23 protein-coding genes are annotated in these 22,384 nt (G+C 69.4%); 8 read left to right on the forward strand and 15 right to left on the reverse strand.

Features of this window, described 5'->3' with window-relative positions; all coding sequences use genetic code 11:
• Positions 1-67: 67 nt before the first annotated feature.
• Together IE269_RS39785 and IE269_RS39790 are read right to left on the reverse strand one after the other, a co-directional pair.
• The gene (locus IE269_RS39785) at positions 68-2,194 is read right to left on the reverse strand and encodes a chromosome segregation protein ParM (RefSeq protein ID WP_189828222.1); all 2,127 of its coding nucleotides are present in this window, start codon (positions 2,192-2,194) and stop codon (positions 68-70) included.
• A gap of 80 nt (positions 2,195-2,274) precedes the next feature.
• Positions 2,275-2,691 carry a conjugal transfer protein TraB gene (locus tag IE269_RS39790; protein ID WP_189828223.1) on the reverse strand — a complete coding sequence of 139 codons (417 nt, stop codon included), beginning with the start codon at positions 2,689-2,691 and terminating at the stop codon, positions 2,275-2,277.
• Positions 2,692-2,751: 60 nt separating this feature from the next.
• Between IE269_RS39790 and IE269_RS39795 the strand changes: the two genes are divergently transcribed.
• Positions 2,752-3,643, forward strand: a protein-coding gene (locus IE269_RS39795) for an IS5 family transposase (protein WP_438817671.1) whose coding sequence is annotated in 2 segments (ribosomal slippage) — positions 2,752-3,090 and positions 3,092-3,643 — 891 coding nt in all. Because the reading frame shifts where the segments join, the coding sequence is not laid out codon by codon here.
• A gap of 296 nt (positions 3,644-3,939) precedes the next feature.
• On the opposite strand, the gene IE269_RS39800 is transcribed toward IE269_RS39795, so the two are convergent.
• The 9 genes from IE269_RS39800 to IE269_RS39840 all read right to left on the reverse strand — a co-directional run bounded on the left by IE269_RS39800 (position 3,940) and on the right by IE269_RS39840 (position 12,371).
• A complete protein-coding gene (locus tag IE269_RS39800) occupies positions 3,940-6,033 on the reverse strand; it encodes an ATP/GTP-binding protein (RefSeq protein WP_229898528.1) in 2,094 nt (697 codons plus the stop codon).
• Positions 6,034-6,609: 576 nt separating this feature from the next.
• Positions 6,610-6,846: a carbohydrate ABC transporter gene (locus tag IE269_RS39805; RefSeq protein WP_189828224.1), complete on the reverse strand. Its 237-nt coding sequence runs from the start codon at positions 6,844-6,846 to the stop codon at positions 6,610-6,612.
• On the reverse strand, positions 6,843-7,340 hold the full coding sequence (locus IE269_RS39810; RefSeq protein ID WP_189828225.1) for a hypothetical protein: 498 nt from the start codon (positions 7,338-7,340) through the stop codon (positions 6,843-6,845). Before IE269_RS39810 ends, IE269_RS39805 begins: the two co-directional genes overlap by 4 nt.
• A gap of 123 nt (positions 7,341-7,463) precedes the next feature.
• Entirely contained in the window at positions 7,464-9,602 is a 2,139-nt protein-coding gene (locus IE269_RS39815) for a hypothetical protein (protein ID WP_189828226.1), read from the reverse strand.
• Between the two features lie 58 nt (positions 9,603-9,660).
• Complete coding sequence (locus tag IE269_RS39820) at positions 9,661-10,026, reverse strand: hypothetical protein (RefSeq protein WP_189828227.1); 366 nt, start codon at positions 10,024-10,026, stop codon at positions 9,661-9,663.
• Between the two features lie 117 nt (positions 10,027-10,143).
• Positions 10,144-10,497 carry a hypothetical protein gene (locus tag IE269_RS39825; RefSeq protein ID WP_189828228.1) on the reverse strand — a complete coding sequence of 118 codons (354 nt, stop codon included), beginning with the start codon at positions 10,495-10,497 and terminating at the stop codon, positions 10,144-10,146.
• Between the two features lie 145 nt (positions 10,498-10,642).
• On the reverse strand, positions 10,643-10,936 hold the full coding sequence (locus IE269_RS39830) for a WhiB family transcriptional regulator (protein ID WP_189828229.1): 294 nt from the start codon (positions 10,934-10,936) through the stop codon (positions 10,643-10,645).
• 251 nt (positions 10,937-11,187) lie between these two features.
• Positions 11,188-11,391 carry a hypothetical protein gene (locus IE269_RS39835; protein WP_189828230.1) on the reverse strand — a complete coding sequence of 68 codons (204 nt, stop codon included), beginning with the start codon at positions 11,389-11,391 and terminating at the stop codon, positions 11,188-11,190.
• A 173-nt stretch (positions 11,392-11,564) separates the two neighbouring features.
• Positions 11,565-12,371, reverse strand: coding sequence for a hypothetical protein (locus IE269_RS39840; protein WP_189828231.1), 807 nt, complete (start codon positions 12,369-12,371; stop codon positions 11,565-11,567).
• Positions 12,372-12,736: 365 nt separating this feature from the next.
• Here IE269_RS39840 and IE269_RS39845 point away from each other — a divergent pair, with 365 nt between their 5' ends.
• From IE269_RS39845 to IE269_RS39860, 4 genes are all read left to right on the forward strand, one after another.
• Entirely contained in the window at positions 12,737-13,066 is a 330-nt protein-coding gene (locus tag IE269_RS39845; protein WP_189828232.1) for a GntR family transcriptional regulator, read from the forward strand.
• Positions 13,067-13,223: 157 nt separating this feature from the next.
• Positions 13,224-14,381 (forward strand): XRE family transcriptional regulator, encoded by a 1,158-nt coding sequence (locus IE269_RS39850; protein WP_189828233.1) that lies wholly within the window; start codon positions 13,224-13,226, stop codon positions 14,379-14,381.
• 26 nt (positions 14,382-14,407) lie between these two features.
• Positions 14,408-14,968 (forward strand): cysteine hydrolase family protein, encoded by a 561-nt coding sequence (locus tag IE269_RS39855; RefSeq protein WP_229898529.1) that lies wholly within the window; start codon positions 14,408-14,410, stop codon positions 14,966-14,968.
• Positions 14,965-15,873 (forward strand): FAD-dependent oxidoreductase, encoded by a 909-nt coding sequence (locus IE269_RS39860; protein WP_189828234.1) that lies wholly within the window; start codon positions 14,965-14,967, stop codon positions 15,871-15,873. The genes IE269_RS39855 and IE269_RS39860 overlap by 4 nt, the downstream gene beginning before the upstream one ends.
• 141 nt (positions 15,874-16,014) lie before the next feature.
• Here IE269_RS39860 and IE269_RS39865 read toward each other — a convergent pair whose 3' ends face one another.
• Complete coding sequence (locus tag IE269_RS39865; protein WP_189828235.1) at positions 16,015-16,614, reverse strand: hypothetical protein; 600 nt, start codon at positions 16,612-16,614, stop codon at positions 16,015-16,017.
• Between the two features lie 1,254 nt (positions 16,615-17,868).
• On the opposite strand from IE269_RS39865, the gene IE269_RS39870 reads away from it, so the two are divergent.
• Positions 17,869-19,083 carry a hypothetical protein gene (locus tag IE269_RS39870; protein WP_318299697.1) on the forward strand — a complete coding sequence of 405 codons (1,215 nt, stop codon included), beginning with the start codon at positions 17,869-17,871 and terminating at the stop codon, positions 19,081-19,083.
• Between the two features lie 41 nt (positions 19,084-19,124).
• Here IE269_RS39870 and IE269_RS39875 read toward each other — a convergent pair whose 3' ends face one another.
• The 3 genes from IE269_RS39875 to IE269_RS39885 all read right to left on the reverse strand — a co-directional run bounded on the left by IE269_RS39875 (position 19,125) and on the right by IE269_RS39885 (position 20,458).
• A complete protein-coding gene (locus IE269_RS39875; protein WP_189828237.1) occupies positions 19,125-19,370 on the reverse strand; it encodes a hypothetical protein in 246 nt (81 codons plus the stop codon).
• A complete protein-coding gene (locus IE269_RS39880) occupies positions 19,367-19,603 on the reverse strand; it encodes a hypothetical protein (RefSeq protein WP_189828238.1) in 237 nt (78 codons plus the stop codon). The genes IE269_RS39875 and IE269_RS39880 overlap by 4 nt, the downstream gene beginning before the upstream one ends.
• Positions 19,604-19,735: 132 nt before the next feature.
• Entirely contained in the window at positions 19,736-20,458 is a 723-nt protein-coding gene (locus IE269_RS39885; RefSeq protein ID WP_229898531.1) for a haloacid dehalogenase-like hydrolase, read from the reverse strand.
• 90 nt (positions 20,459-20,548) lie between these two features.
• Between IE269_RS39885 and IE269_RS39890 the strand changes: the two genes are divergently transcribed.
• Positions 20,549-21,760: a helix-turn-helix domain-containing protein gene (locus tag IE269_RS39890; protein WP_189828239.1), complete on the forward strand. Its 1,212-nt coding sequence runs from the start codon at positions 20,549-20,551 to the stop codon at positions 21,758-21,760.
• Positions 21,761-21,861: 101 nt separating this feature from the next.
• On the forward strand, positions 21,862-22,314 hold the full coding sequence (locus IE269_RS39895) for a hypothetical protein (protein ID WP_189828240.1): 453 nt from the start codon (positions 21,862-21,864) through the stop codon (positions 22,312-22,314).
• Positions 22,315-22,384 lie beyond the last annotated feature (70 nt).

Here is a 22,384-nt window from a genome sequence, read left to right on the forward strand (position 1 = left end):
TTCCTTCCAGGGGTGAGCAGGGCCCGGCCGATGCGGCCGGGCCCTGCAGGGGGTGTTGGGGGTGGGGTCAGACGCCGGAGAGGTTCTTGATTGCTTCCAGTGCCTGGAGGGGGGAGGTGACCGCGTCGCGGCGCGCGTTGGACTTCGCCGTGCGGCGGGGCTTGCCGCCGCCCTTCTTCGGCTTGTCCTCCCCGTCCCAGTCGTCGTCCTCGTCATCACTTGGTTCGGGGCCGAATTCCCCGGGCCGGGGCGGTTCGGTCCAGTCGAACCACAACTCCCGCGCCTCGAGTTCGCGGATCTCGTAGTCGGTGAGGGAGGCGATCGTGTCGGGGAAGTAGGTGTCGAGGCCAGACTTGAAGTCCATGAACAGGGTGCGCAGGACCTCGGGGTGCTTGGCTTCGACGATCCATCCGGCGCCGCCGGTGTTGGAGTCGGTGGGCGGCTCGGGCTGACCGGCCATCACCCGCTCGATGCGGCCCGCTTCGGCGGGGGAGAAGGAGCGGGGGAGTGGGTCGGGGGTGTTGTCGGAGGAGATGCCGAGGGCCTTGAACATGTCGGCGATCTTCTTCGGTGCGACCTTCAGGATGACCGGGATGCAGTTCTCGCGGAGGTTCTCGCACAAGAGCTGGGTGAAGCCGTCCTGTACGTAGATGGACTGGCCGGCGACTTTGAGGCCGATGCCGTACTTGCGGCCCTTGACCGACACCTTTTCGGCGAGGTCCATGATTTCCGCGCCGTAGTCGCCGTGGCGGGCGGCGGAGAGGAACTCGTCCAGGTAGGCGGACAGCATCCGGTAGGGGCAGCCCGCCAGTTTGGGGTCCCAGTCGTGGACCCGTCCGTCGTCCCACACCATCTCGCCGCGGATCTCCATCAGGGCGTCCAGGGTGCGCAGGAGCCGGATCATGTACAGGGCGCCGACGCCGTAGCGGTCGGTGTACTCGCCCAGCTTGGCGGCCTTCTCGTCCGGGGCTTCCGCCGCCAGCCACACCACCGCGCCGAACAGGGCGTCGGCGGCGATGTGCAACCCCATCAGCTGGGTCTTGCCGCCGCCGGACGGGGCGACGAACAGGCCGTGGGCGGCGCCCCGGTCGGTGTGGACGCGGTTGCGGGCGGGCTGCCCGTTGCCGAGGTAGCCGGTCACCCACCGGCCGTCCTTGTCCGGGGTGAGCAGCTCGCGGGTGGCGGGGAAGATCTGCGCGAGCGGGCTGGAGTCCCACAGGGAGACCAGGACCTGGTTGCCGTCGACCGTGACGAACAGCCGGCCGTCGTCGTACTTGGTCTTCAGCGTGGCGGCCAGGTTGTCCTGGTTGACGCACGGCTCGCCCAGCTCGTCGGGGACCTGGGCGATGTAGTGGGTGACCTTGCGGTCGTGGTCGCGGACCTTCTTGATGAACTGCGAGCCGGGCACCGGCCCACGGTCGCCGCCGATCCGGTCGGCCCACCACTCGTGGGTGGTGGGCGCCTGGCGGCGGCGCTCGTTCAGATCCGGGGTGACGTGAACTTCCTTCCAGCCCGGCCCTCCTTCACGCCCGTACTGGCGGGGCACGTCCTCGATCCGTACGTCGGTGGTCTCGACGCCGAACGCGGCGGCAACGGCTTCTTCGGTGAGGCTGGAGATCGGCCGTCCGGCCTCGGAGGCACGCAGCAGCAGCGACAGGTCGTTGGGCATGCCTGCGTGCGGGGTGGCGGTGACCACGATGGTGCGGCCGGGCAGCCCACGCTCCTCCCACAGCCAGCGGACCTGGCGGGTGAAATTGTCGGCGCCGTCGTCCGGCTGCGCGGGGGACGACTCAGGGGCGGCTTCCTGCAGCTGCGGTACGGGGGCCGGGGTCGCGAGGGCGGGGCGGTGGCGGCGGCGGGCGTGCCGGGAGAAGGGCATCACGAACAGGCCGGCCCCCGCCCAGCTCGCAGCGAGAAGGCCGTCCAGGCACCACGGCCCCCAGCCGACCGTGTAGCGGGCGGCGATGTCGATCGCGGCGGCAGCCACGAGCGGCGACCAGCGCAGGATCTTGCGTCCCGCACCGGACTTGTTGCTCTTGGCGGCCAGCACCCACCCGCCGACACCGGCCGCCCCGGCCAGCTGCACGACCGTGTTGACGGGGCTGTCGGCGAAGAGGTTCGGGGCCGCGGCGAGGACCGGGGCACTGAGGGTGTAGAAGGTGCGCTCCAGGGCGACGCCGCGCGGCACGGACACCGGTTTTCTCCTTCGGGTGTGGCGATGGGCGGCCCGCCGTAACGTGGCGGGCCGCCCATCAGGGGTTTGGGTGGGTCGGGTCAGCGGACAAGGAAGCCCGGCCTGGGGGTGCGCTCCTTCCTGCTGGAGCGGATGTCGTCCAGGCCCTCGTACAGCCGCGCGTGGGTGCGCCGTGTGTCGTGGGCTTGGCCGGAGACCTCCTGGGCCGTCTCGTGGAGCTTCTTCACCTCGATGGCGGCGCCGCCCAGGGCGACGGACACCTGGTTGGTCATCTCGACGAAGGTGCGGTCGAGTTCGGCGTTGGCGATGTCGACGGCCAGGCCCTCAGCACGGCGGGCGTTGGTCTCCATGTCGCGCTGCAGCGTCTGGAGTTCATTGGTGGCCAGGTCCATGGCGTGGCCGAGCGCCTTGAGTTTCTGCTGGACCGACTTGTAGCGGTTGTCGCCGTCCGTCCGGGCGGCGGCACCGCCGCCGGTGGCGGGTACGAGGTCGCTCATCAGTGAGCCCCCTTTCCTTCTAGAGCGTGTCTCTTTGATGGGTTGATCAGTTGATCGGATATGTCTGTCCGATTAGTGATCACTGATGCGATGTGGGGCCGGATCGAGCCGTTGATGCCGGCCGATCCGGTCCGTGGCCGTCGGTGGGCCGACCACCGCCGAACCCTGGAGGCCATCGCGTGGAAGTACCGCACTTGCTCGCCCTGGCGGGACCTGCCCCACGAACTTGGTGCGTTCCAGACCGCTCACAAGCGCCTGATCAGGTGGGCTGCCGACGGCACCTGGCAACGGATCTTCGCTGCTGTGCTCGCTCAGGCGGACGCGGCTGACGAAGTGGAGTGGGCGGTTTCCGTGGATTCCACTGTCTGCCGGGCCCACCAGCACGCGGCCGGGGCCAGGAAAGGGGGCGGACTGGGTTGAACCTGCCGATCACGCACTCGGACGCTCCCGAGGTGGCCTGAGCACGAAGGTTCACCTCGCCAGTGACGGCCAGGCACGGCCCCTCGCCATCCATGTCACCGCTGGCCAGGCGGGCGACGCGCCTGCCTTCGAGGCGGTCATGGCACGCATTCGAGTGCCGCGCACCGGCCTGGGCAGGCCACGAACCCGACCCGAGGTCGTTCTTGCGGACCGGGCCTACTCATCGCGCGCAATCCGCCGGCATCTTCGCCGCCGAGGCATCCGGGCCGTCATCCCGCAGCCTTCTGACCAGGTCGGACACCGTCTCCGACGAGGCCGGGTCGGCGGTCGTCCACCCAGCTTCGACGCGGAGGCATACAAGCAGCGCAACACCGTTGAGCGGTGCATCAACCGTCTCAAGCAGTGGCGCGGTCTGGCCATGCGAACGGACAAGCTCGCCATCGCCTACGAGGGCGCACTCCACCTCGCAGCCATCTTGATCTGGACGCGCCTTGGGAAGACTGAGGACGCCCGCTCGCCAGGGAAGTCCTGACTCAGAGCCCGGACGAGGCGTCGACTGCCCTCACCCGGCAGTCCGAGCACCTCCCGGACCTCCTCGCGACGAACAGATGCCGATAGACCGTCACCTGGTGCCGAGGGATGCCGCAAAGCGTCGCCTCATCCGCCAGGGCGTGCTCCAGGACCGAGCCACCTGTTTCCAGACATGCCGCGAAGCTCGTTGGGGCGAGCCCGAACGCGAACCTGAAGGACCGAAGGCGGTGACCAAGCTGCGGCATGGCCACCACCCTCGCACGTGGCCCGATCAACGTGAAGTCAAAGAGACAGGGCCTAGTCGTGGTGGGCGGCGGAGGAAGCGGTGGCCAGGCCCGCGTCGTCCATGGCCTGCATGTCCTGGCCGTAGACCCGGCTGACCGCCGTGGCGGCGAGCCGGGCCGCCTCCGAGGCGATCTCGCACGCGGTGGCGCACCGTTCGGCCACCTGCTTCATGCGGTCCGCGGCATCCGCCAGGTCGGTGATCTGGTCGACGACCGCGGTGGCGATGTTGTGATCGGCCCCCAGGTCCGTGGCCATGTCCCGCAACGCGTCGGCGACCTTCCCGAGCGCGTCGGCCAGGTCCTGGGCACGGTCCTTGTCGCCAGCTGCGGCGATCGCGATGTTCGCGATCTCCGTCAGGTACTCGCCGAAGGTGATGTCGGTGCGGTGCTTGGCCGCCATCCGGGCCTGGCCTGCGGGCCTGTTGACCTCCGATGCCACGGGGTCCTCCTGTGCAGTGGGTCGGGTGGTGCCGGGACGCTGGGTGTGCGGTTCCGGGGCCCGGGGCAGCGCGGGCGGCGGCACGATCTCCGCCTCCGGGTACACCTCCCGGACCGGGCCGGGGTCCTGCTGCGGCTCGGAGGGACGGTCCGCGCGGTCCATCCGGAAGCCGAAATCGGCGGCCGGGCGCGGGGACTGCCGCTCAGAGGCGGCGGCCCGGGCCTGCTTGCACGGCTTGCAGCGGCACTGCGCCGCGTGCCCCTGCCGCTCGCGTTGCGCCCGCTCCTGCTCTTCTCGCTCGCGCTGGTCCTGCCGCGTGTAGTAGGCCCGGGCGTAGGCCTTGTCGTCCTCCTCTTCCCTCCTGCGCCGCTCCTTTTCCTTCCTGCGCTGCTCCGCGTCCTCACGCCGGAGCCGTTTCCACAAGCCCCGGATCCCGTACGGGTCATCGCCCTCCGACTCTGCCGTCTCCGGGTCGTCCGGCTCCGGGGCCGCTGCTTCTTCCTTGGACTCCTTGGAGTCCTTGGGGGTGTCTGGGGCGGGACTGGGGTCGTCTGCCTTCGCCTCGCCGGTGGGGTCGCCGTCGGCCGGCTTCTTCGCGGAGGCGGGATCTGCGGTCTTGGGATCCTTGGTGTCGGTCCCGGTGCCGTCCTTGGTGGCGGATCCCTCGGAGGGCTTCTCGCGGCTCGCCCCGTCGTCCGGCTCCGTGGTCGCGGAGTCGGCCTTCGGGCTGCCGGAGGGCTTCGCCGGGTCGTCCTTGGTCATCTTCTTGGTCGTGGCCTCGGAGTCCTTGTCGCCGGTGGCGTCCTTGGTGCCATCGGTCTCGTCCTTGGCCTTGTCGTCCTTGGTGCCATCGGCCTCGTCCTTGGCCTTGTCGTCCTTTGCGGCCTTGTCCTGTTCTGCCGCGCGGCGCTTGTCCCAGCGGCGTTGCGCTTCCTGCCCGAGGGCCGCGCCCAGGGTGGTGCGGTCGTCGGCGGCCTTGGCCGCCTCCCGCTTCGCCCTTCCTGCGGCCTTCCGCTCGGCTTTCACCCTGCGGCGTTCCTCGCGCGCCGCCTGGACGGCGGGGCGCTCCAGGTCGCGGTCCTTGCTGCGGTCCGCGAGGTTGGCGGCCTGGTCGGCGCTGCGCCTTTGCTGGCGTGCCGCCTGGCGGGCGGCGGCGCGTTCCTGGCGGCCGCGGGCCCGCTCAGCCCGGGGACTGACGGCCGGCGAGTCCTTCGCCTTTCCGCCGTCGCCCTTCGAGCCGCCCCTGCCGTTGCCGGTCCCGGTACTGCCCGAGCCGTTCTTGCCGCCGGAGCCGCCCGAACTGCCCTTGCCTGTACCGCACTTGCCCGCACCGGAGCCCCCAGAGCCGTTCTGGCGGCCTTTCAGGCCACCGGACGGCTGGTTGCCCTTCGAGGTCCCCCTTCCGCCGTCAGCGGAGCGATCAGAGCCCTTACCGGCCCCCCTGGGGGAGTGGCCACCCCCGGAACCGCGGCCAAAGCCACCGGACCCGTTCGTACCCGAGCCCCGGCCCCCACTGCGACCGGAGCCGCCGCCGGCCTTCGAGCGGCCGCCCTTGTCGGCGCCCAGGCCGGAGCTGGAGGATCGCGCCGCGTCGGCCTTGCCGCGCGCCGCCGCCTTGTCGGACTTCGCTTTCATCTGCGCGACATGAAACTTCGCGTTCTGCTCCATCAGCGCGGTTTCCTGAGCGGTGCGGGCCTCCAAAAGCGCGGTCTTTCGCACTATTTCCGCCTCGCGGAACGGTGCTTCACCGGCATGCCGGTCCCGCGCCACTTCCAAACGGAGTTCCAGCCATTCACCGAGGCGGTCGGCGAGAGAGCGAGGCTGCTCGTATTCATCTTCCTCGTATTCCTCCTCGCCGGAATCCGGGGCGTCAGGCAATCCCGTCTCCCGCAATGCGATTTCCGGGGAAATAGGGCCACGAATGGCCGGGGTTTCCCTGGTCGCCATTTCCGGGGGAGCGCCGTCGTCCGCGCTGCTGCCGGACGGTTCGGAATAGAAGAAATCCCCGGCGTCGGGGGCATCCGGCATTCCGCCGGAATCACCGCCTCGAGTGGGGAGGTTGATGACGTTGCTGTCGGTGTCGTCGGACACGCGGCTCCTCCTCCTGGGCTTGACAGTCGGCGCCGGCCTCGCGTACACGCGCGCACGCCGCGCGCGGCACGCGTCACGCGCGACACGCGTTGGGATCGCCGAAGGGCCGCCCCCCGGGGATCGGGAACGGCCCTTCGTACGGGGCGCGGGAAGCTAGCCGCAGTGGCGGCTGTAGACGTTGTGCAGGGCGAGCGCGGCCTCACGGATGAACTGCGTGTCCCCGTCGCGGTATGCCTGGGTGCCTCGGATATTCACAATCCGGAGCCAGGCGTAGAAGGTGCCGAGGTCGGTGCCGTGCTGCGCAATCAAATCCTGTTTGATTTTCCGCTCGTGTTCCGCACGGTTCATTTTCTTCCGCTCGGCTTTCGTGAGCGGGCGACCTGCACTCACGCCGACTCCCTGCGGTTCAGGTCGTAAATCGACGTGGGGCCACCATAGCCCGGATTCGGGCGCTGCACACCCTGCTGGCCCGGGTTTTCCGGGGCGGCCTGGAGTGTGGGGTTCTTCTTGTGCGCCTTGAGGTGGGTCTTTTCCTTCCTGTTTTTCCTGACTTCCTGCACCTTTTCGTCGTGGGCGTGGCGCTTATGGGCGCTCTTTTCCAGCCCGGAGCTAATGCTCTTGAGGTTGCTGAGGACGTCGTTCAGGGACTTTTCCACCGGGAAGGAGCGCAGGAAAGCCTGGCCCCACTTGTCGCCCTTCACGCGGGTCTTGCGGCAGTGCAGGCGGGTCTCGCGCTGGAGGATTTCCAGCTTGGCCTGCATGTCCAGCAGGACCCGGTTGAAGTCCGCGAGGTAGTGCGCGTAGGCGGCGGGGTTCTGCGCGATCTCGCGCAGCGCCGCATGCGGATCATCGAAGAAGGGCTGGCCGTTGTTGTCGGTGCTCACGGGGTCCTCCGTGGGGATCGGATCTGCTGTACTGGGCGGGCTGTGGACTGCTTCCGGCAGTCGCAGCGAGGGCCAGCCCGCTTTCCTTCGGGCTGGCCCTCACTGGTGTGTGCCGGACTCGGATCACGACAGGTGCTTGTCCGCGTCCTCGGGACGCAGCAGGCCGGCCTTGGAGAGCAGGCGCACCGCACGGTCTTTGTTGACGCTGAGATCGGTACGGGCCCGGTACAGCGTCACGAACCCGTCCGCGTCACGGGGCAGGTCCTGTACAAGCGGGAGGAGCTCCTCGTCCGTCCGTACCGGCGTACCGGAACGCTCTGCACCTGCCGTACTGCCCATTCCGGTTGCGGGCGAGGATGCGGCGTCCGTACCTGTACGGGCTCCCGGAACCGCCTTGCCGCCGGGCTGTGTACGGACGCTGATGGCACTGCTGCGTCCCTGGGCGGCCGCGCTGGCCGTCCCGGTACGCCCGACCGTTGCCGTACCTGTACGCACCGCCCCCTGGGAGGGGGTGTGTACGCCGCCTGTACGGTCGCTGTACGCCCTGCTCACCGCCCCTTCGGTGCCGCCGTCGTGCGGCGGGTGCGAGGCGGGGCGTACCGGGTCCGTACCGTCCCATCCCGTGCCCGCGCCGTCGGCGTGAACCGTGCGGGGCGCGGCGTACAGGCTGTCGCTCGCGCCCTCTGTACGGCTGGACGAGGCGGTGCCCGATCCGTCGCTACGCCGATGCGTACCTGTACGGGCGGGCGTTCCGTTTCCGTCGTCCGTACCGTCGTCGTGCATGAGCGTGTGGACGCGCCAGATGACGGCCACGAAGATCAGCACGACGAACGTGGTCAGCTGCCACGGAGCCGACTGACCGTCCTGGACGAGGTGCGCCTGCTCGGACAGGTGGTAGGTCACGTTCGCCGACGCCATCAGCAGCAGTGCGTACGGGATGTCCTTCTTGGCCCGGAACGCGGTGACGCAGTAGACGTCGATGCTGACCGGTAGGAGAGGGGCGACGTACTGGTTGATGCCGACCATGCGGGCCAGCTCGTACTCGCCGGACGCGGCCAGGCCGACGCCGGCGGCGAGCGCGATCCACGGGGCGGTCTTCCACGCCTTGCGGCTGATGTTCTGCTGCCAGCCGTTCCAGCGGGAGGCCTCCTTCTTCGCCTCCCGGGCCTCCTCCAGCAGCCGACGGGCGCGGGCCTCGTCGGCCTTCGCCCGCTCGGTGACGGCCTTCGCCTTGCGCTCCGCCTCGGTGGTGATGCGGCCCGCTTCCTTCTGGGCGGCTTCGCGCAGCTGCACCGTGACGGTCTTGGCCTCCTCCCGCAGCCGCTCGCGCTGCTTGTCGCACGCCGCCTTGAGCCCGGCGAGCTCCTTGTCGAGGACAGCCCGCTTGGAGGCCGCCTCCCGGTCGAAGTCCTCGCCCAGCTGGCGCAGTTCGTCCCGCAGCCCGGCCCGAGCACTCTCCGCCTCACGGTGCGCGGCGGCGACGGCCGTATCGGCCTCCCGGCGCCGGTCGTCGGCGGCCCTGACCGCGTCCGCGTACAGCGCCTCCGCCTCCGCGCGACGGCCGTCGTACTGGTCCGCCGCTGTCGCCGCGAGCTGGGCGAACCGCTCGCGGGCCTTGTCGACCTCCCGCTGCGCCGCGGCCACCAGGTCGTCGGCCTGCTCCTGGGCGCGGGCGAGAATCTGCCCGGCCTCGGTGCGGCGCTGGTCGACCAGCCTGCTGATCTCGGTGAGGTCGGCCTCCGCGAGACGGCGCAGCTCGGCAACGGCCGTGACCGTGGCCGCACGGTCGGTGGCGGCCAGTTCCGTCAGGTCGATGACCTGCGCGCGGGCCTCGCTCACCAGGGTGGCGGCACGCTCGCGGGCCTGCGCCAGGAGCTGGTCGGCCTCGCCGCGTGCCGCTTCGAGGTCGGCGAGGACGGCCTCGCGCTGGGCGGTGGCCTCCTGTTCGGCGTCGGCGGTGATGCCCGCGGCACGGGTCTGAGCCTCTGCCATCAGCACCGTGACCTGCTCGTGCGTGTCAGCGACGGTGCGCGCGGCCGCGCGCTCGGCATCCGCCTGGAGGGCGGCGGCCTGCTCGCGCGCGGAGTCGATGACATCGGCCGCCATGTCGCGGGCCTCCGCGACACCGGCCAGCACCTCGAGGTCAACGGCCGCCGTCTCCGGCTTCGTGGCCCCGGCCGGGGAAGTGGTGGGGTTCTTCGGACGGGCTACGGGGCGCTTGCGGGCGGGGGCCTTCTTGCGGGCGGTACGTGTGGCGGCCACGCCGCCTCCTTCCAGGTCAACACCACCCACAGGGCGGCGCGGTTCGAGGGTGGTTCGGTCAGCCGCGCGGGGCGGGCAGCTCCGGGCACCGGTTGGCGGTCGCGTGCTGCTGGGTCAGCCAGGCGAGCGCGGCAGCGGTCAGACCGTCGGCCGCGCCGGCGCTGTGCAGCGGGGCGGTGTCGATGTCGCGCATCGCGTCGAGCGACGGCAGCAGCCGCATGTAGTCACCGCTGGCGTCGTGGATGAAGCGGTTGGTGGCCACGGCGAGGAGGTCGTACGTCCCCTCGTTCCAGGACCGCTGAACCCGGCACACAAAGGTGTGGTCCTCCTGCCCGGTCCAGAACAACGCCGGGTCGCGGTACAGGACGAAGTCACGCTCATTGAACCTGACCGCGGGATGGGCCTTCGAGTTGATATCGCGCACGGTGTCTCCCTGACGAGTTGCTGGTCCGGGCTGTCCGGCTCCCCGTCACCGCCCGACCCGCACGCCAGCGTTCGGCGGGCGGTGCGGGCGGATCAGGCAACTGGCAAACAGGACAGGTCAGTTGACGTTGATGAAACGGAACGCGGCGAACGCCGTGTCGCGCGGGCAGTCGGTCGCCTCCACCAGACGGGTGGCCTCGTCGACGTCGCCACGGTTCACCGCCTCAGCGGCCTGGCGGGCCACGTCCCAGTCGACCGGGCACGCCTGAATCGCAGGGCGCTCCGAACGCCGGGTGAGGCGGGCGCGCAGCACGCGGGCGGCGTGCCGCACCGGGTGGCCGCGGCGGGCCTGCCGCACACGGCTGACCGCGTCCCGGTGCCCGAGCTGGCGAAGGCATTCCTGCGATTCGTAGTCAGCGGCCGTCCAGTCACTGCGGATACCGGCGCTTCGACGGAGTCGGGAGAGAGTCATCGGTGTCTCCTCGTTGAGAACACGGAGCTGGTGATCCCGGGATCGTCCCGGGCCGAAGACGTGCTGCAAGCGCGGCTGTCCGCCGTGCGGGCAGCCGTAGTGCGGGGGTACTGCGAGGCGGGCGAGGACTTGCCCACTGCTCCCGTCAGGCGGCGTCGCGGGCCGCGCGCCGCTTGAGGGAGCGGCGCTCGCTCGCGGACAGCCCGCCGAACACGCCGTACTGCTCGTTGCGGTTCAGTGCGCCCTTGAGGCAGGACTCCATCAGCGGGCAGCGACGGCAGACCGCCTTGGCCTCCTCCGCCCACATGAGCGCCGGGCCGGTCTCGCCGATCGGGAAGAACAGCTCGGGGTCTTCGTTCTCGCACGCCGGGCGGGGGCGCTCGATGATGGCCGTGGTGATGGCGCCGTAATAGGGGGTGCGTACGATGGAGCGGTGCATCAGGGCCTCCCAGAAGGTCCGTACGACAGCCCCCGGGGGTGCATCCCCGGGGGCTGTTTGCGTTGGTGGCGGCCGGACGGCCGGAGCGTGGTGAGCTCCCGACGCTCTCCGCCGCCCCCGCCCGTGCAGGCGCGGAGACGACGGGCAATGCCGGGGGATTCAACGGCGGTTGTTCTCCGACCGCTTGTTCTGCGCGCTGTTCTTCTTCGACAGCTCCTCGCGCTGCGCGTCGGTGAGCCTGGTGATGCCGTTCATCGGGCCACCCCCATCTGCGCGAGAGTGCGGCGGGCGCGGCGGCCAGCCCGCGCGGCGCGGGCGTCGCCGTCGGCCACCAGGCGGCGGACCAGCTTGTGGAAGGCGGCGTCGGTCTCGTCCCGCTCCGGGCCGCGCTGGTCGTCGGCGTCCTCCATGTCCTTGACAAGGCCGTTCGACGGGGTGGGGATGGTGCGTGTCATGCTGGGCATCAGGTCCTCCGAGTCAGGTCCTGGACAGCCCCCGGGCCGCAATCCCAAGGGCTGTCACGATCACTCCCCAGTTGGGGAGTTGACTGCTGTACGAGCAGCCACGGCCCCGGCCGCTCCCCGCTTCAAGAGGGGGCAGCCGGGGCCGTGGTCGTTCGTTGTGCGAGTCAGGTGGCCGACGGGGCCGGACGCTTCCGGCCGTACTGTTTGCCCAGTTCGGCCTGGCGTCGGTCGTACGCCGTCACGTCCTGCGGCAGCATCGGAAGGCCGGGGCCGCGGAACTCGGAGAGCGTGTCCGACTCCCGCTTGCGGCACTGGTTGTTCGCCGCCTCCACCGTGGTGCCGTACATGTCCCACTGGGCAGCGCGGAACCCCAGTCGGGCCCGTTCCTGCCGGTGCGCTTGCCGCACGGCTTCCCGCTCAGCCTCGCGGCGAGCCGGGTCCTGCTGAAGTGCCAGGACGAACCGGCGGGCAAGCGGTCCGCCGTCCAGGCAGTGCTGACCACCAACACACCGGATGCAGCCCTTGCGGTGTGCGAGGTAGGACTGACGGGCCCCTTCCAGGGTGACCTCCGCCGTGATCCGGGAGACCGGAACGGCCGGAGCGGGGAGGGGCTTGTAGAACTGCTGCGCCGCGCGCCGGTTGTCCTGCGGCATCGCCTCCCGCAGCAGGCGGTCCTGCCTGACCTGCCAGCGCCGGACGTCAATGTCGACGATGACGGCCTGGTTGCTGCCGGGGCAGAGGGTGTGCTCCGTGCCTTCGGCGACCTTGCCGCTGATGCAGTGCTCACGGATCTTGAGGTCGTACGTCCCCATGATCCGCCGCCAGGTCCGGCAGTCCGGGCACGCAATCGACATGACCTCGTCCGGCCGGACGTTGTAGTCCTCCGGGGCCATGGTGCTGAGCAGCAGCGGCTCGCGGCGGTTGTTGCGCTTGGTCCGGACCTTGCCGGGACGCTTCCGATTCCTCGCCATCACGATCTCCTTCTTCGGGGGGCGCGAGTGCTGCCTTCTCTGCCGCGCCAGGCCGGCCCTGCGGCCGGATTCCTGGCGGACAGACAGCGCAGCAGCGCTGTTCAAGGTGGATCTGTGGTGCTCGATATTCGGTACAGGCGTCTCGACCGGGGGAGCGCGGGCTCAACCCCATTGCCGCCGCCGAGAGAGGCGGTGACTCCTGCGTGTTTTGCGGTGGTGCAGTGCGCAAGGTGTGGCTCGGATTTCCGTACTACAGACTGTCGACTTACATAACTTAGCTGATACAGTCCGGGTTATGTCAAGCACCTGGTCAACGAACCTAGGGAAGCTAGGTAGGTCCGAGGAGTCGTCCTACGATGTCGACCATGAGCAGCGAGGCAGTGCAGCCGTATCAGCGGATCGTCCAGGACATCCAACGGGCCATTCGCGAGGGACGGCTGTCCGCCGGGGCAAAATTGCCCAGCACCCGTGAGCTGGCCGACGAATACGGCGTGGCACCGGGCACTGTTCAGCGCGCCCTGGCGGAGCTGCGCAGCACTGGCACCATCTACTCCCACCAGGGGCGCGGTTCGTACATCGCCGATTCGGCCGCCGAGTCCGTGGAGGACGCGACACTTCGCACGCTCAGGGCCCTGGAGGCGCAGGTCGCTGACCTGACGGCGCGCCTTGAGCACATCGAGAGCAGACTCGACTGACCGTCCTTTCCCGCCCTGCTGGGTGTCACGTCTCTGCATGCCAACTACTGTCCAGAAGCTACTGGTTGGCCGAGAGGCTCCGGTGTAGTAGTGCTGTGGCAGCAGCGTGGCAAATGGGCGGCTCTCATCTAGCTGGAAGCCTAGCGAGGGGTGTGTAGTGATCACTGTGAGCGAATGGACGGGTGAGGAGGCGCTCCTCCTGCGATCCGTGAAACGTGAGTCCGTCCGCGATTTCGCCCGACGACTCGGGATCTCTCCTCGGACCGTCAGCTTCTGGCAGAGCAACCCCGTCGGTGTCTGCCGACCGGCCACGCAGCAGCTCCTCGACACGGCTCTTGCCAGGTGTTCCGGCGAGGAGAAGGAAGCGTTTCGCGTGCGGCTGGCCGCTCTTCGTGGCATCTCCGCGGCCAGTGCGGACGCCCCGAGACCTGGGCCCTGCTCAGTCGTCTCCCACAAATTCCTCCCCGTCTACATCGGTGAGAGTGCCCGTCGCCTTTACGAGGCCGGAAGCCCGTACCCTCACGGCCCGGGTGGTCTCGACCGGCGCGTGATCGGCGGCGAACACCACACGGCGCACGCATCCTCGGTGCACATCTATGCCTGCGGGGTCGCCGTAGTCCACCTCGAAGAGATCTGCCGGGTGGCTACCCTCACCGAGTTAGCCCTCTGGCGATACCGGTCTTACCCGAAGGACCGGCAGTGGGCCGGGCAACTCCTCCAGGAGCTCCTCCAAGACAAGCCCGACACCTGCGGTTCAGTGCCCACCGAACCGGAATATGTTCTTTCGGCCTATGAGGTCCGCGAGCATTCCTGGGACGCTCAGGGGCTCGACACTGCCCTGCAACTGCTGTCTACTCCATCGGTGTTGGTCGACCGTCAGGATCCGCTGCACGTATCCGCCCTCGGGTCCGGCGTCGAAGACGCGAAGTTTGCCGACGGCTGGTCACATCCCGAGGCGGTGCTCTTCGGTGGTGCAGCCTCGCGGGGAGTGGCCGGCTGGTCGGGGGTGGCCTACCACCCCCGGCGCGACGAACGGGCGCTGACGATGGGCGAGATCATCGCCCTCGAACTCGACGCTCAGGCTCTTTGGGCCCTGTCCTCGCACATCCTGCACATGGTCGAGATGTACCAGGACCCGGTCATGCCTGAGGCATACGGCTGGCGATACCTGCGCGGCGCGCACTCGCGACTGACGGCCGCACGCCCCACCGAGACCGCGCAGCACAGGGTCATGCGGGAAGCCATTCTGGCCACTAGCGAACTGCCTGACCGTCTGCGGGCTGCCCAGGATGCTCTGCGGGACAGCGGCCTGTGATGATCTCTACGGGGGAAGGAAAACGAGTGGCATTTGGCACGGCAGCGCTCATTGTGATCGATGTTCAGCAGGGCTTCATCAATCGGCATACCGAGGCGGTGGTCCCCGCGATTGCCGATCTCGTGGCGCGGTGGTCCGACGCTGGGGCGCCCGTCCTCTTCAGTCGCTTTGTGAATGCTCCCGGCTCGCCATACGAACGGATCACGGGCTGGTCGAAACTACGCACAGCCGAAGAGCAGGCCTTCGTGCAGGAACTTAGGTCATTTACGTCGAAGGCGGGGGCGACCATCGACAAGGGCCAGTCAAGCGTCTTCACTGCCGAGGCTGCCCGCCTGTTCAGTCAGTCCGGATGGACTGACCTGGTGTTGTGCGGGATCGACACGGATTCCTGCGTCTACGACTCCGCGATCTCCGCGTACCACTCGGGGTACCGACCGTGGGTCGTCACCGACGCCTGCGCCTCGACCGGCGGACCGCAGTACCACGACGCCGCCCTGTTGATGGCCGCACGCAACGTCGGGTCCCGGCAGCTCATCACCCGCCAGCAGGCGCTGGAGTGGCTGGGCGGACAGGAAGTGGACACGTGAGCAACAAAGGGCAGACGGACCTGGTCGTGGTGGGCGCCGGACCTGCCGGAGTAGCTGCGGCCGTGATGGCCGCGAGTCTGGGCATGCATGTGGTGCTCGTGGAGGCCGAGCAGGTAGGCAGCAAGATCCGCACGATCAGTGCGCTGGCAAACGTGCCGGGCCAATGGAAAACGGGTGACCAACTAGCAGCTGCGTACGCCGCAGATGTCGCAACGCTGGAAAGGGACAACAGCACGACACTGCTCCTAGGCCGGGCAGCATCCGTATCGGTGACCCAAGACGGAGTCACGGTTGCCTTGCAGGGGGGTGGCGAACTCTCCGCGGCCGCAGCGGTCATCGCCACGGGAGTAGCCACCGCGTCGCCACAGGAGACGCGGTGGATTTCCGCGCCGGCGGATTTCAACCTCGCCCCCCTGTGGCGAGCGGCGCCGGAAGACGTCGCGGGGCGCACTTATGTCCTCGGCGGTGACCGTCCGTTGGGCACATGGCTGCGCGCACATCCCGTCTCGGCAGACCTGTATGTACTGGTACCACCCGAAGACGACTACAAGATCCTTGAGGTGTCGCAGGACAGGCGGGTGCACGTCGTGCCGATCTCGCAGGTCACCGTCGCCCACTCCCCTGACGCTGGCTCACCGTGGCTTCTCAGCACTGTTGACCGGGGCGGAGCACCGCGGTCGTACGCGGTCGACACGGTGTTCGGGAATCTGGGAAGCCGTCCTGCTGCTCTGCCCGGGCTGGCCCGAGGCAGTGACGGATACTGCCCACCGGAGGCTCAGCACCCCCGGATCCTGGTCGCCGGGGATCTACGGGCGTCGCGTTTTCAGCGGATCGTGACGGCGCAGGGATCGGGTGCAGAGGCCGTTCTCGCGCGCTACTACGACGCCGCTCTGCCCTCTGTCTAGGTCGGTGGACTCGCCGCGTCGACGCGCCACAACTTCCACACTGCTACCACAGCGGTGCCTTCCCCGGCTCGGAACTTCTTCTGAGGCTAGGGGCCAACAGACTTCGAGAGGAGCGCGATCAACATGTCGGAGACGACCTGCCTACTGGTTCGCTCCCTGGCTCTGGGCGTCTGCCTCGGGCGCCCGGCCCAGGGCCTGGCGTGCGGCCTTGAGCGTCGGCTCGTAGTCCGCCGGGTCCCAACCGCTCGGGACGGTGATCTTGGTGCGCAGCAGGGTGTCGCCGATCCGGCGCACCTGGCAGTCGACGACGGGCACGAGGCCGTAGCGCCTGGCGTGGATCAGCACGGGCCGACCGCGCCGCACGATGTCGATGATCTCCAGGCGTGCGACCTGGCCGATCTTGTACGTGGTGCTTGTCGCGCCGTTGGTGGTCGCTCCCACAATCACCAGGCCGTCAAGGGTCGGTGCGACGTCGGGCCATTTCTCGGCGTAGTCCTCCGGAGTGAAAAGGTCCGGAAATTGCAGCAGTTGCGCGTGCGGGAGGCGGGACTGGATGCGTGCGATGCGCTCGCCCCATGCGGGCCGGCGGGCGATCTGCGGAGGGACGGAGATGTAGACGCGGATGGGGTCGGCGGGCTGCCTGGCGTCCCGGATGCGCTGCATGGCGGTGATGTAGGCGCGCTGCTGCGCGGCGGTCGCGTAGGAGGCCGGGGGGATGTCCAGCGGGGGAGCGTCAGGCATGTCGCTCATGATGCCCTGCTGCTGTCCGCACCCCATCGTCTCCCCCCCGCTGAAAGGCGTGCTGACGACGCGTCAACTCGCCTCCACCAGCCGCTGCGCCGAAGGCGTTCAACGGGGTAGGGTGGCTGCGATCAAGAACCAAAAAGTGAGATACCCCCGGCGCCTTGGGAGCGCCGAGGGCCTAGAGAACCTTGTAAGGAGGCTCTCGGTGTTTCATGGCACCACTCTACCCGTGGGCCTCCCGAGGCACACAGATCCCCGCCGTCTCGTGATCGTCGCGATGGACGCCAGCGGGGCATTTTCGTTTTCCGGGTACCCCGGACAGCCCTCTGGTGAGGGGGTCGAGGTGACGTAGGTCAGGGGGGCGAGTCCCGCCCCGGCGCTTCAGCTCCCCGGTGATTCGCAGTCACCCAGGCTGAGCGCCCTTCATGTCTCCGGAAGGGTTTCGCAGGCCCTGTCCGAAGGGGTTGTTCGGTTGGTTCGCAGCCGCCCGAACGATTCGTTTCTGGTTCTCACCGAACCTGCAAGCCCACTAGGGGGCCTTTGTTGCGCCCTCAATGAGGAGGCTCCGTCATTTTGCACGACCCGCTGGTCTTTTGCCAGCCCACGCATGCCCGTTTCACGCCGGTACGCCCATATATGTTCGCTCCTGTTGTGCTGGCCTGCGCGGGAGATTTCACCCCAGCAGGGTCGATCGGTACCAGCGGAGTGACAGCTGGAGACACTGAGGAGCACCTCAGCACGCCCGAGAGGCCGACGGCATCACGCAGTCAGACCGTGGCTCCTGCCGGAGGGCCAGTTCGTCGGCAGCGGGTGAAAGTCCCGCTTCGGCTCGTACTGCCGGGCTCCCCGGACATCGCTCTCAGCGTGTATGTGAAGGTCAAGGCCCTGGGCCTGCGACCGGAGGGGTGCCAGGCGCGCACCGCGACCCTCGCCCGGTACCTGGGGGTCGCGACCGCGACCGCGGGACGCGGGCTGACTGCGCTCTCGCGTCCCGCGGGCGACGGTGTGGTGGAGCTGCGCACCGAACGGCGGACCCTGCCCGGCGGCCGGGGTCTGTCGGCGCTCCGGACGACCCGTCCCCTGCGTCGGAATGAGCCGTACGTCTGGCTTCCGGTGGCGGCAGCTGAGGACCTGACGGCCCGGCAGCTGCGTGCGTATGCGCTCATCGCATACGCACAGGTCCGTGGGGCGTTGCTGACCGAGTCACAGCTTGCCGGGTCCCTGCGCCACCACTCGGGGCGGAGGGCGGGCATGCCGCTGTCGACGACGGCCGCCGGGCTGATTGTGGACGCGCTGGCTGTCAGCCGGTGGGTGACGGTGGACCGGCGTGCGGAAGCTCGGGGATGTCACCGGCTCATCGCTCACGACCTGGTCGCCCGGCTCGCGCCCTCCTCGGAGGCCGACCAGGATCTCTCTTCCGGCACTGCCCTGGGGATCCTTGAGCAGGAAGACAGTTCGCAAGCTGGTGAGCAATCGGGTTCGCAAGCTGGTGAGCAGTCCCTCGCGAATAGGGAATCACCTAGGACTGACTCACTGGAGAACGAGCGCGCTGCCCCCTCATCCGCCGTAGGCGAAGTACCTGTAGTTACAGAGGCTCGGCCTGGGGAAAACCGGGACGAGCTCATGTCAGCGTCCGTGCTGGGCTCGGGAGGTCTCGCGCTGCGCGCGGATGGAACGAAGTCTGCTCCAGCTGAGGTTGACACCCACCCGCGTCGCAGCCTGGCGGAGAACACCGGCCGCTACACCGGCCCACAGTTGTCGCTGAGCGCCCAGGTCTACGGCGTGCTGGAGCCGGTGCACTGGCTGCTTGCCAAGGTCGACAACGTCTTCGTCTCGCGCCAGATCGCCCGGGAGGTGGGCCGCCAGCTACGCGACGGAACGCTGCCTGAACGCCTGCATCACCGGCTGACGGTCCGTCTGCGGGGAACGATGATCGAGGAGATCCGCGACCCCGGCCGGTGGATCCTGGGAGCCGCGCTGCCCCGCTGGGGGTGTGGTCTGCACGACTGCGAGTCCGGTGTGCTCTGGATGACCGGCACCGCGTGCGAGGTGTGCGCGGAAGCCCTGCACACCAAGCGGGTAGCCCGCCAGCGGGAGCAGCGCCGGGAACAGGGACTGTGCCCTGAGCACGGCACACGGCCGGGCCCGTCGGGCGAGTGCATCGACTGTCATCTCGACCGTGCCACCGGCGGCGTGCCGGACCCTGTGATGGTCCCGCGCCCCAAGGACCACACTCCACGGGCCGACTGCGCTGGCTGCGGAGCGCGCATCGTACTGACCGGCCACTTGCTCGACGACGGCCTGTGCAAGCCCTGCCGGACCATGCTCGCTCCTCCGGCTGCGCCAGCACCCGAGAAACTCCCCACGTGCTCGGGGCACGACGGTGGCACGCCCTGCACACGCACCGCCGTGCCGACGCGAACGGTCTGCGTCCGCCACCTCGCGGCCGAACTGGCCAGCGTATGAGCACGCGGTGTCAGCCGCCCAGCAGTGGGGCGGGTAGGGCGCTAGTCGATGGTGATGAGCCGCACGACGGTGACGGTCAGCACGGAGGGGGAGATGACGTAGCGGAGGAACGCCTGGTGGACGGTGGCCTCGCGTCGGTCGCGGTCTCCGCGTACCGGGGTGGAGCCGTGGCCGTAGGGGTCGGTGCCGATCGTGGCAGCCACCGCCGCCCGGAATATCTCGGCACCCGTCATCTTGGCCAGGGTGGCGTCGGCCGGCGGCGCGTACGTGATGCGGTAGCGGCTCATCCCGCGTGGCGCTCCCGCTCACGCAGCTGCTCGGTCAGCTCGCGTTCCTCGTCGTCCTCGGCGAGTTCCAGCAGCCAATGCCGCAGAACCGCAGGCACTTCGTCGACTCCCGCCTCGGCGAGCGCGAGGTCGAACGCGCCACGGCGGTCCGGGGGCAGTGCGGCGCGGATGCCGGGGATCGTGTCGGGGAGGTCGATCTCGCGACCGCCGCTCCATGTGGTCAGCCTGGCCATGCCGATCCCCTTTCGCCGTAGGTCCCACGGGCCCACACGCCACCGTAACGGTTTCCCGCGGGTGCGCGGAGGTTGGTGGCAGAACCCCGCTGAACCCATCGGTTGAGAGTTGGTACTTGGCGAGCTGCAACGTCAGGTTGTCCTGCGGGTGAGAAGGTCCAGCAGCAGGGGGTCGGTGAGATCTTCCACCACCGTGTGCGCCCCGGCCCGGGCGAGGTCGGCGGCGTTCGTACGCCCCGAGGCGACCGCCAGGACGTGGACGTGGTTGGCCAGTGCGGCCGCGACGTCGGCGGGGGTGTCCCCGATCAGCAGAACATCCTCGGGCGCGACCGTGGTCTTGAGGGTCTGGCTGGTGCGGGTCATCGCGGTGCGTACGAGGGCGGCCCGGTCGTCATCGTCCTCGCCGTAGCCGCCCAACTCGAAGCGGACGTGGGTGTCGAGGCCGAAGACGCCCAGCTTGATTTCGGCGACCGGCCGGATATTGCCGGTGACGACGGTCTGCACGACCCCCGTCACCTCGGCGACCGCTGCAAGTGTGTGCGCCGCCCCGGGCAGCGCACGGCCCCGGGTGCGCAGTTCGCCCGCGCGCAGCCGGTGTTGTTCGGCGGAGCAGGCGGCGAATTCCTCAAACATCGCGCGGGTGCTGGTGAGGCCGTGCAGGGCGGCGGTCTCACGGAAGATGACCGGCTCGGTCATACCGTCGACGGCCGCCTGCTCGCGCATGCGGTGCCCGGTGACCCGGTGGAAGCACTCGCCGAAGATCTCGCCGCCGACGCCGTTCGTGTCGATCAGGGTGTGGTCGATGTCCCACAGCACCACCTGCACGATGACTTCCTCCTCTTCGCCGACCCTCAACGGGCCTCACCGTGTCACACGTTGGAGGAACTCCGTCTGCCCGACGGTCGCCGAAACCTACGCTGGAACCCCCTCTTCCAGGAGGACGGGATGGACCTGCCCGCACTGCCCCTCGGCCCGCGCATCCGGCATCACCGCGAGCGCCGGGGCCGTACCCAGGCGGTCGTGGCCGGGCTGTGCGGCATCACCGAGGACTACCTCTCGCAGATCGAACGCGGTCTCAAGACGCCGTCGTACCACGTGCTGCTGCGGCTGGCCGCCGAACTGGAGGTCTCCGTCGCCGTCCTGCTGGACGAGTCGGCCGTCCCGCAGCCGCAGACGCCGGACACCGCCGCCGACCACGTCGTACGGGCCCTGCTCGGGCAGTACCCCACTACCCCCTCCGGCTCCGGTACGGCCCCGGGTATCGGGCTGCGGACCCGGGTGGACGATCTCTGGCGCACCTGGCAGACCTCACCCACCCGGTTCACCGCGACCGAGGCCGTCCTGCCCGCGCTCATCGGCGACGTCGAAGACGCCGTCCGCGCCCACCGCCGCAGCACTGATCCGGCCGCCCGCCGGGAGATCCTGCGCACCGCGGCAGACCTGTACGGGCTGCTGCGCTCATACTGCCGGCGGGCCGGACGGCTCGATCTGTCCCTGATGGTCGCCGACCGGGCGCTGCGCGCCGCGGAAGACGCTGACGATCCGCTGCGGATCGCCACCGCCCAGTGGAACCTGGGACACGTCCTGCTCTCCACAGCCGGTGACGAGCACGCCGCCGCCGACGTCGCCCGGTCCGCTGCCGAAGACCTGCACCGCGCTCTCAGCACCCCGGAGGCTCTCGCCGTCCAAGGGGCCCTGGAGCTGGTCGCGGTGGTCGCCCAGGCCCGCACCCGGCGGGCCTGGGCAGCCCGCGAGCACCTCGAAGCCCGGGTGCGCCCGCTGGCAGAACAGGTGGGGGAGGGCAACGTGCAGTGGACCGTGTTCGGGCCCACCAACCTGGAACTGCACGCGGTGTCGGTGGAGATGCTCGCCGGGGACGCCACCGAAGCGCTGCGCCTGGCCGACCAGGTCGACACCACCCAGCTCCCCTCCAGGGAGCGGCAGTTCACCTTCATCCTCGAAGTCGCTCGCTGCTACGACCTGCGCCGCGAGGACGCCGCCGTCCTGGTCCACCTCCTGGAACTCGAAGAACTCGCCCCCGAAGACCTGGAACGCTCCCCGCTGGCCCGCGAACTCGTCCTCTCCCTGGTCGAGCGGTCCCGGCCCACCTACCGGCGCAAGGCGACCGCGCTCGCGGAACGTCTCAGCCTGCTGTAGCACCCGTACCGGGCGGCAACCCGGACTCTCAGCTCGGGTTGGGAACGGGCCTGCCGCGTAGCGTCCCAGGCACCCACGACGCCCACGAGCGGGAAACTCCAATGACCAGCAACTCCCCTTCTCTGGCCAGCACTTCACCGTGCCCCGGGCCCGCCGGCCCTCTCTCGGATGCCGTACGGGTACCGCGGTACCTCGGCTTACGTGCCCTGAGCCACCTGGGCGGGAAGGAAGGCGGCGTCGCCGTCGACCCCGCCCAGCGGCACCTGTACTTCCTCGTACCGCCCGGCGCCGCCACTGGCTGGGACCTGCCGCACACCACCGTCCTGGACACCCCCCACTCCCTGGTGCTGCCGGAAGCGGGGAAGGAGAGCCAGCCCGGCCCGTACTGGCTGCACTCCCCGCGCCCCGGCCGCGTGCACACCGACGCCACGGTCCTGCACGCAGCTTTGCGGGAAGCGTGCGGCGGCGACGGTCCGGCCACCGGCATCGAGGAGCCGCCCTTGGACACGGTCGCGGTCGGGGGGTGCTCAGCGGGCAGCCCTAAGAGGTCCTAACAAAGGCGTTGGACGTGGCGGTGGGTGATGAGGCACGTGGCGAGGCTGAGGAAGGCTTCGTGGATGTCAT

Source organism: Streptomyces spiroverticillatus (genome assembly GCA_014650415.1).
GTDB classification, from domain to species: domain Bacteria; phylum Actinomycetota; class Actinomycetes; order Streptomycetales; family Streptomycetaceae; genus Streptomyces; species Streptomyces spiroverticillatus.

What these genes read in the sequence shown, in the direction of transcription:
- IE269_RS39790 (WP_189828223.1), bottom strand. Translation starts at nt 2,691, where the DNA reads ATGAGCGACCTCGTACCCGCCACCGGCGGCGGTGCCGCCGCCCGGACG.
- IE269_RS39800 (WP_229898528.1), bottom strand. Translation starts at nt 6,033, where the DNA reads ATGGAGCAGAACGCGAAGTTTCATGTCGCGCAGATGAAAGCGAAGTCC.
- IE269_RS39825 (WP_189828228.1), bottom strand. Translation starts at nt 10,497, where the DNA reads ATGACTCTCTCCCGACTCCGTCGAAGCGCCGGTATCCGCAGTGACTGG.
- IE269_RS39830 (WP_189828229.1), bottom strand. Translation starts at nt 10,936, where the DNA reads ATGCACCGCTCCATCGTACGCACCCCCTATTACGGCGCCATCACCACG.
- IE269_RS39835 (WP_189828230.1), bottom strand. Translation starts at nt 11,391, where the DNA reads ATGACACGCACCATCCCCACCCCGTCGAACGGCCTTGTCAAGGACATG.
- IE269_RS39840 (WP_189828231.1), bottom strand. Translation starts at nt 12,371, where the DNA reads ATGGCGAGGAATCGGAAGCGTCCCGGCAAGGTCCGGACCAAGCGCAAC.
- IE269_RS39845 (WP_189828232.1), top strand. Translation starts at nt 12,737, where the DNA reads ATGAGCAGCGAGGCAGTGCAGCCGTATCAGCGGATCGTCCAGGACATC.
- IE269_RS39865 (WP_189828235.1), bottom strand. Translation starts at nt 16,614, where the DNA reads ATGCCTGACGCTCCCCCGCTGGACATCCCCCCGGCCTCCTACGCGACC.
- IE269_RS39870 (WP_318299697.1), top strand. Translation starts at nt 17,869, where the DNA reads ATGCCGCTGTCGACGACGGCCGCCGGGCTGATTGTGGACGCGCTGGCT.
- IE269_RS39875 (WP_189828237.1), bottom strand. Translation starts at nt 19,370, where the DNA reads ATGAGCCGCTACCGCATCACGTACGCGCCGCCGGCCGACGCCACCCTG.
- IE269_RS39880 (WP_189828238.1), bottom strand. Translation starts at nt 19,603, where the DNA reads ATGGCCAGGCTGACCACATGGAGCGGCGGTCGCGAGATCGACCTCCCC.
- IE269_RS39890 (WP_189828239.1), top strand. Translation starts at nt 20,549, where the DNA reads ATGGACCTGCCCGCACTGCCCCTCGGCCCGCGCATCCGGCATCACCGC.
- IE269_RS39895 (WP_189828240.1), top strand. Translation starts at nt 21,862, where the DNA reads ATGACCAGCAACTCCCCTTCTCTGGCCAGCACTTCACCGTGCCCCGGG.